Raw genomic sequence first — 6021 nt, 5'->3', positions numbered from 1 at the left:
GGACGGCAGCAGCGATGTCGTACTCTTTGACGCCGAACTCGGCCACCATGTCGATGCGGCCCTCCGCAAGGAGCATGTACGAGTACACGTCACCGTACGCTCTGTCCCTCCAGACCCGTGCGGCGACCGCGAGGAGCGTGTCGAGGCGCCCGGCATCCGACCACTGCGCGATGCTCTGGAAGCTCACGCTCGCGTCGTCGAGGGAGGAGACCGAGGACGCCTGGATCCGGCGCGGTCCGTTCTCGCCGTCCGTCCAGGCGCCACCACCGGTCGACGCCCACCAGCGTCGACCGAGCGCCGGCATGCTGACCACACCGACCTGGGGCACGCCGTCCACCGCGAGGGCGATCATCGTCCCCCACAGCGGGACCCCGCGGAGGAAGTTGGCGGTTCCGTCGATCGGGTCGATGATCCACTGGCGCTGAGTGCTGCCCTGGGCGCCGAACTCCTCGCCGAAGATGCCGTCCTCGGGCCGCTCCTGCTCGAGGATGCTGCGGATCGCGCGTTCCGTGGCGAGGTCGGCATCCGTCACATGCGAGTTGTCGGCCTTGGTCGAGATCTCGAGATCCGATGCGTCGAAACGCGGGAGGGACTGGGCGTCCGCGGCGTCAGCCAGGCGGAGCGCGAGTTCGAGGTCGTGACGCAGGGCATCGGCGTGGGGAGAGGTGTTCACGGTCTAAGAATAGTCGTCGACTCCGCGGCGCCCGAGGGCCGAAAGACCATGTCTGCGGTCTCTCATCGTCGCGGCGCGCCCGGGTGCCGACGCCGATTTCACATGGACCCGGTCGGCTGGTAATGTAATTCCTCGGTCGGGGTTATCCCGGGCCACGCACCTCTAGCTCAATCGGCAGAGCAACTGACTCTTAATCAGTGGGTTCTGGGTTCAAGTCCCAGGGGGTGCACGGAACAGCCTCAGTAGATCTCGCCATCTACCGAGGCTTTTCTGCTTCCTGAGCACCTTCCCACGCCTCGTCGAGCACGACTCCGATCGCCTCCTGCTCAGAAGAGTTCGAGAATCGCGTAATAGATCGCGCACCCCGTCGTCTCTCATATGGGGACACATGCCTTGCGCCTCCGTACTGCCGTTCCACAGCGTCAGCACCGAGCCGCGGGCTTCATCAAGAACTGGGGAAGATCTTGTACGAAAGAAATGGCGGCGCCGTCGTGCGCCGAAAGACAACCGCGATGATCGCTGCGGCCGCCGCGGCGCTCACCGCCGTGATCACTCTTGCCGGCGCCGGGAGCGCTTCGGCAGCGGAGTACGACTATCCCGCGGCCATCGATCCTGCGTCGATCACCGTGACGACCGTCAACGGCGGTGGAGGCGTCTCGCAGTGGGATCAGGTGCGTGTCGATGCCGACTGGGCGGTGCCGGACGGAGCGACAGGAGGCCAGACGTTCGGGTTCACACTCCCGAAGGAGTTCGCCCGCGCGGGCACCTCCTTCTCCGTGCCATCGGCTGAGGACCCGAGCGTGGCGATCGCCCAGTGCACGGTGAGCACGGATGCGGCTCCCGTCGTGACGTGCACCCTCACCGACTACGTGAACGGCCGAACCGGCGTCACGGGTTCGCTGTGGTTCGTCGCCTCTGCGGATGAGCAGACGACGCAGTCGACCGTCGAGTTCACCGTCGACGGCACGATCACACCGGTCGAGCTCCCCGGCGGGGGGATCGGACCCTCCGCACCGCTGCCCACCGAACCGCAGAAGTGGTCCTGGCAGACGGACGACGGCAGGATCGCGTGGGAACTGGCCCTCCCGGGAGCGAGGTTCGCCGGAGCGGAGTCGATCGTGATCGATGACACCCTCGTCGGCGCCGGTGACGGGCTCGCCGAGCACCACAACGAGGACGGCCAGCTCGCTGTGCGCAGCGCCACCATGCAGGATCAGGACTCGCAGACGATCACGGACTGGACGGGGTCGTGGAACGCTGAGGGCACGGCATTCCACCTCGAGATCCCCGGTCCGATCGACCCGACCCGGATCTACTTCGTCAAGTACTTCACCGTGCCGAGCACCCATGTGGACGGGGCGACCTTCGCCAACACCGCCGACGTGAACGGGATCAAGCTCGAGGACAAGGAAGTGTGGAACGTCACGGGCGGGGGAACCGGCGACGGCGACGCCACCGGGGCATTCACCGTGACCAAGGCGATGTCCGGCTCCGGCGCGCCGACTGTGCCCGCCGACTCCGTGTACACGGTGCGATACAGCTACGGCGATCCGGTCGTCGAGCGTACGGTCGCCATCACCGCCGGCGCCACCTCGCCGCTGATCACGCTGCCCGCCGGCACCGTGGTCACCCTCGTCGAGCTCACCCCGCCCGCGATCGAAGGCATCGACTGGGGAACACCCGCGTTCTCGGGCACAGGTGTGCAGGTACGTCCCGACGGTGGAACGCAGATCACGGTCGGCGCCGGTGCGACTCTCTCGGTGACCCTCACCAACACCGCGACCGCGACGCCGCCGGTCATTCCGCCGACGACACCGCCGACGACTCCGCCGACGACACCGCCGCCCGTGGTCTCTCCGCCGAAGGAGCTGCCCCTCACGGGCGGATCGTCGCTGGCGACCACGGGCGCCGATGCCCCCGGTGGGCTGCTGTGGGCCGGAGGATCGGCGCTCCTGCTCGGAATCGCCCTCACCCTGCTCGGAGCCGTTCGTGCTCGGAAGCGGGCAGCACACAGCTGATCGTCGAGAGAGCCGGGTCGTGGAGCATGCGCTTCGCGACCCGGCTCTCAGGGCGAACCGCAGCGTGTCCGGATGCGGGCCCGGCCCCTGCGTGAGGTGAGGGGGCGGAACTCACGCGACGGAGATCACGCGATAGAGGTCACGCGACGGAGATCACTGTTCCCCGGGTCAGGGCGGCGAGCTGGTCGAAGGTCAAGGGCACGACCGTGTGGGGATGGCCTGCCGCCGCCCACAGCTCGTCGTGGGCCCGCAACGCCTCATCGATGTAGGTGCGAAGCGGTGTCGGGTGACCGATGGGTGCGACGCCGCCGATGACCTGGCCGGTGGCCGAGCGGACCAGGGCGGGCGGAGCCATCGTTACCTCCTCCGCGTCGATGCTCGCCTTCAGCGCGTCGAGGTCCACCCGGTGCCCGCCGCTGGTCATGACCAGCACCGGCACATCGTCCGCGACGAAGACCAGGCTGTTGGCGATCGCCGCGATCTCACAGCCGATCGCGGCGGCTGCTTCGGCTGCGGTTCGTGCAGACTCGGGGAGCACCCGGATCCGGACATCGACGCCTGCCTCCAGGAGCTGCCGGTGCACCTGCCTGCTGCGTTCGGGGAGTGCGGGGGTCTCGGTCATCGATCCACGATATCCAACGCTCGTGCCCTGGCGTCGGAGCGGTCTTCGGTGACCACTCCGACGCCAGGAGTCCGGATCAGCCGGCGTCTCCCACCAGGATGGCCGCCGCATCCTCCGTCACCGTGTCGTCGGGCTCGTCGTCGATGTGGGCGAGTACCCGCCGACCCAGGAAGACGGTGAGCGCGGCCAGCAGGACGGAGGCCGCGGCGAACAGATAGGGAACCGTTGCGTTGAACGCGTGCCACAGGAGGGCGGCGATCGGGGGAGCCATGGCGCCTCCGAGGAACCGGACGGCGGAGTACGCCGACGAAGCGACGGAGCGCGGCAGATCGGTCGCCTCCATCACCGCTTCGGTGAGCACGGTGTTCATCACGCCGAGCAGAAGCCCGCCCACCACGATGCAGGTGACCAGCGCCGCGGTATTCTCCACCACGAGCCCGGCAGCGATCAGATCGACCGCCAACAGGGGGAGGACGACCAGGATGATGCGCGTCCTGGGCATGCGGCGCATGAGGAGAGGTGCGACCCAGACGCTGGTGACCGCGAGTGCGACTCCCCAGCCGAAGAAGGTGAAGCCGATGCCCATCGCGCCGAAGCCCAGCGGGAACGGGGAGAAGGCCAGGAGGACGAAGAAGCCGATGTTGTAGAACAGGGCCGTGACCGCGAGCACCGCGAGTGCCGGGCGGCGCAAGGCGCTGAACGGTGCGGAGAATTTGACGGGCTCGCGCTTCTCGCCCGGACCGCGCAGCAGCACCAGCACGGCGACGAAGGCGATCGCCATCAGCGCGACCACTCCGAAGAACGGTCCACGCCAGCTCTGCTCGCCGAGGAGGCCACCGAGGAGCGGACCGACGGCGATGCCCAGGCCGAGGGCGGCCTCATAGAGGACGATGGCCGCGCTGCTGCCGCCTGACGCGGCACCGACGATCGTGGCGAGGGCCGTCGAGATGAAGAGCGCGTTACCCAGGCCCCACCCAGCACGGAAGCCGATGACGGCGTCGACGCTGCCGCTCAGTGCGCAGAGCAGTGCGAACACCACGATCAGCGCGAGTCCGATGAGCAGCGTCGCCTTGGCCCCGATGCGGCTGGAGATCCAGCTGGTCACGAGCATCGCGAGACCTGTCACGAGGAGATAGCTGGTGAAGAGCAGCTCGGTCTCGACGGGAGAGGCCTGCAGCGATTCGGCGATCGCGGGCAGGATCGGGTCGACGAGTCCGATGCCCATGAAGGCGACGACGCACGCGAATGCGACGGCCCAGACCTGGGCCGGTTGTTTCCACACCGAGGGGGTGGCGGCGGTGTTCACCGAGGTTCTCCTGTTCGATCAGTGGCGGTATGCGCGGCGAGGATCTCCGCCGCACGTGTGAGGGCGGCCCACTCCTCGTCGTCCAGAGCGGCGAAGCGTGGAGCGAGAGTGTCGCGGAACTCGGCTCGCCAGGCGGCGAGCGCCGAGGTCCCCTGCGCGGTGATGTCGACGACGGTCGCGCGGGAATCGTCCGGGTCGGGGGAGCGGAGGATGAGTCCTTCTCGCTCCAGGCCGCCGAGGAGACGCGTCATTCCGGGTTGGGTCGTCCGTGCGGCGGCAGCCAGTTCGCCGACGCGCCGGGAGCCTGCCTGCTCGAGCAGGCTCAGCACACGCCACTGCGCCGCTGGCGCGTCGTTTCCGGCGTCCTGCGCGGCGATACGGCCGAGCGCGTACGCCGAGAGCACCAGGGAGGGGATGACGTCCGTGCGATTCATACCAGCAAGTATATACCCACTGGTATGAATAACGGTCAGCGTCGGGCGGTGGCGATGCGCGCGGAGAGTTGATGTGCGTGTGCCAGGAGGGTGCGGCCGAGCTCGGCCATCCGGTCAGGGCCGAAGCGGAACTCCACACCGGTGAGGCTCAATGCCCATTCGGGGCGCCCCGAGCGATCGAACACGGCGGCGCCGAGTCCCCAGCTGCCTTCGACGATCAATCCGGGGTTCACCGCGTATCCCCGTTCCTTGGTCTCCGCGAGGCGCGCGCGAAGGGGGCGCATGCCGTGGGCACGTCCCCACGCGCTCTCGAGGTCCGGGTGACGCTCGAGGTAGCCATCCACATCGTGGTCCGGAAGGAAGGCGAGAATGGCGAGGCCCGCGCTCGCGACGCCCAAAGGGAAGCGGACGCCCTCGCTCAGCACGAAGGAACGGATGGGGAACGAGCCTTCCTCGCGGAGGAGGCAGACCGTCTCGTCCGCTCGACGTACGGAGAGGAACGCGCTCTCCTCGGTCTTGACGGCGAGTGAGCGGACCACGTCGCGGGCGAGAGCAGTCACGTCGTACCGAGCGGCCGCGACGGATCCCATCAGGAAGAGATCAGGACCGGGCATCCACCGGGTGCTCTCGCCATCACGGTCGACCAGGCCCTCGGCGCGGAGAGCACTCAGCAGGCGGTGCGCTGTGGAGCGCGAGAGGTCTGCGCCGCGCGCCAGCTCCTGCAGCGAGGCGCCCTCGGCGCCGGCGGCCGTCACCAGACGCAGCAGGCGGGCGGCTCTGGCGATGGCCTGAGCGCCGGGCACGGCTGCAAGAGGTTCCATGATGTGGACGCTACCTCTAGGTTCTGCCACATCACAAGATCCTGCTTCTCCGGGCGGGTGCTCTGGACGGATGCTGGGGAGAGCACGGGATCGAAGGAGCCGACGTGATCGACAAGCACTGGGAGTCTGCCGAGGCAGCTGTCGCCG

General features: G+C 68.3%; 6 protein-coding genes and 1 tRNA gene. 2 read left to right on the top strand and 5 right to left on the bottom strand.

The window, feature by feature from the left end; translation table 11 throughout:
• Positions 1–673, bottom strand: a 673-nt coding sequence (locus DSP71_RS07630; protein ID WP_258546320.1) for an inositol monophosphatase family protein, incomplete at its 3' end; no start/stop codon positions are given.
• Positions 674–829: 156 nt separating this feature from the next.
• On the opposite strand from DSP71_RS07630, the gene DSP71_RS07625 reads away from it, so the two are divergent.
• Together DSP71_RS07625 and DSP71_RS07620 are read left to right on the top strand one after the other, a co-directional pair.
• Positions 830–902: transfer RNA gene (locus DSP71_RS07625), tRNA-Lys, on the top strand.
• A 283-nt stretch (positions 903–1185) separates the two neighbouring features.
• Positions 1186–2691 (top strand): Ig-like domain-containing protein, encoded by a 1506-nt coding sequence (locus DSP71_RS07620; RefSeq protein WP_113680781.1) that lies wholly within the window; start codon positions 1186–1188, stop codon positions 2689–2691.
• Positions 2692–2830: 139 nt separating this feature from the next.
• Here DSP71_RS07620 and DSP71_RS07615 read toward each other — a convergent pair whose 3' ends face one another.
• From DSP71_RS07615 to DSP71_RS07600, 4 genes are all read right to left on the bottom strand, one after another.
• Complete coding sequence (locus DSP71_RS07615; protein WP_113680780.1) at positions 2831–3313, bottom strand: YbaK/EbsC family protein; 483 nt, start codon at positions 3311–3313, stop codon at positions 2831–2833.
• A gap of 76 nt (positions 3314–3389) precedes the next feature.
• Positions 3390–4619 (bottom strand): MFS transporter, encoded by a 1230-nt coding sequence (locus DSP71_RS07610; protein WP_113680779.1) that lies wholly within the window; start codon positions 4617–4619, stop codon positions 3390–3392.
• Positions 4616–5053: a MarR family winged helix-turn-helix transcriptional regulator gene (locus DSP71_RS07605; RefSeq protein WP_046748390.1), complete on the bottom strand. Its 438-nt coding sequence runs from the start codon at positions 5051–5053 to the stop codon at positions 4616–4618. The genes DSP71_RS07610 and DSP71_RS07605 overlap by 4 nt, the downstream gene beginning before the upstream one ends.
• A 35-nt stretch (positions 5054–5088) precedes the next feature.
• Positions 5089–5874: an IclR family transcriptional regulator gene (locus tag DSP71_RS07600; protein WP_113680778.1), complete on the bottom strand. Its 786-nt coding sequence runs from the start codon at positions 5872–5874 to the stop codon at positions 5089–5091.
• Positions 5875–6021 lie beyond the last annotated feature (147 nt).

It is taken from the genome of Microbacterium sp. H6, from assembly GCF_003314775.1.
Taxonomy (GTDB): Bacteria; Actinomycetota; Actinomycetes; order Actinomycetales; family Microbacteriaceae; genus Microbacterium; species Microbacterium oxydans.
The sequence above is the reverse complement of the archived record's forward strand: the minus strand, read 5'-3'. Positions and strand labels throughout refer to the sequence as shown.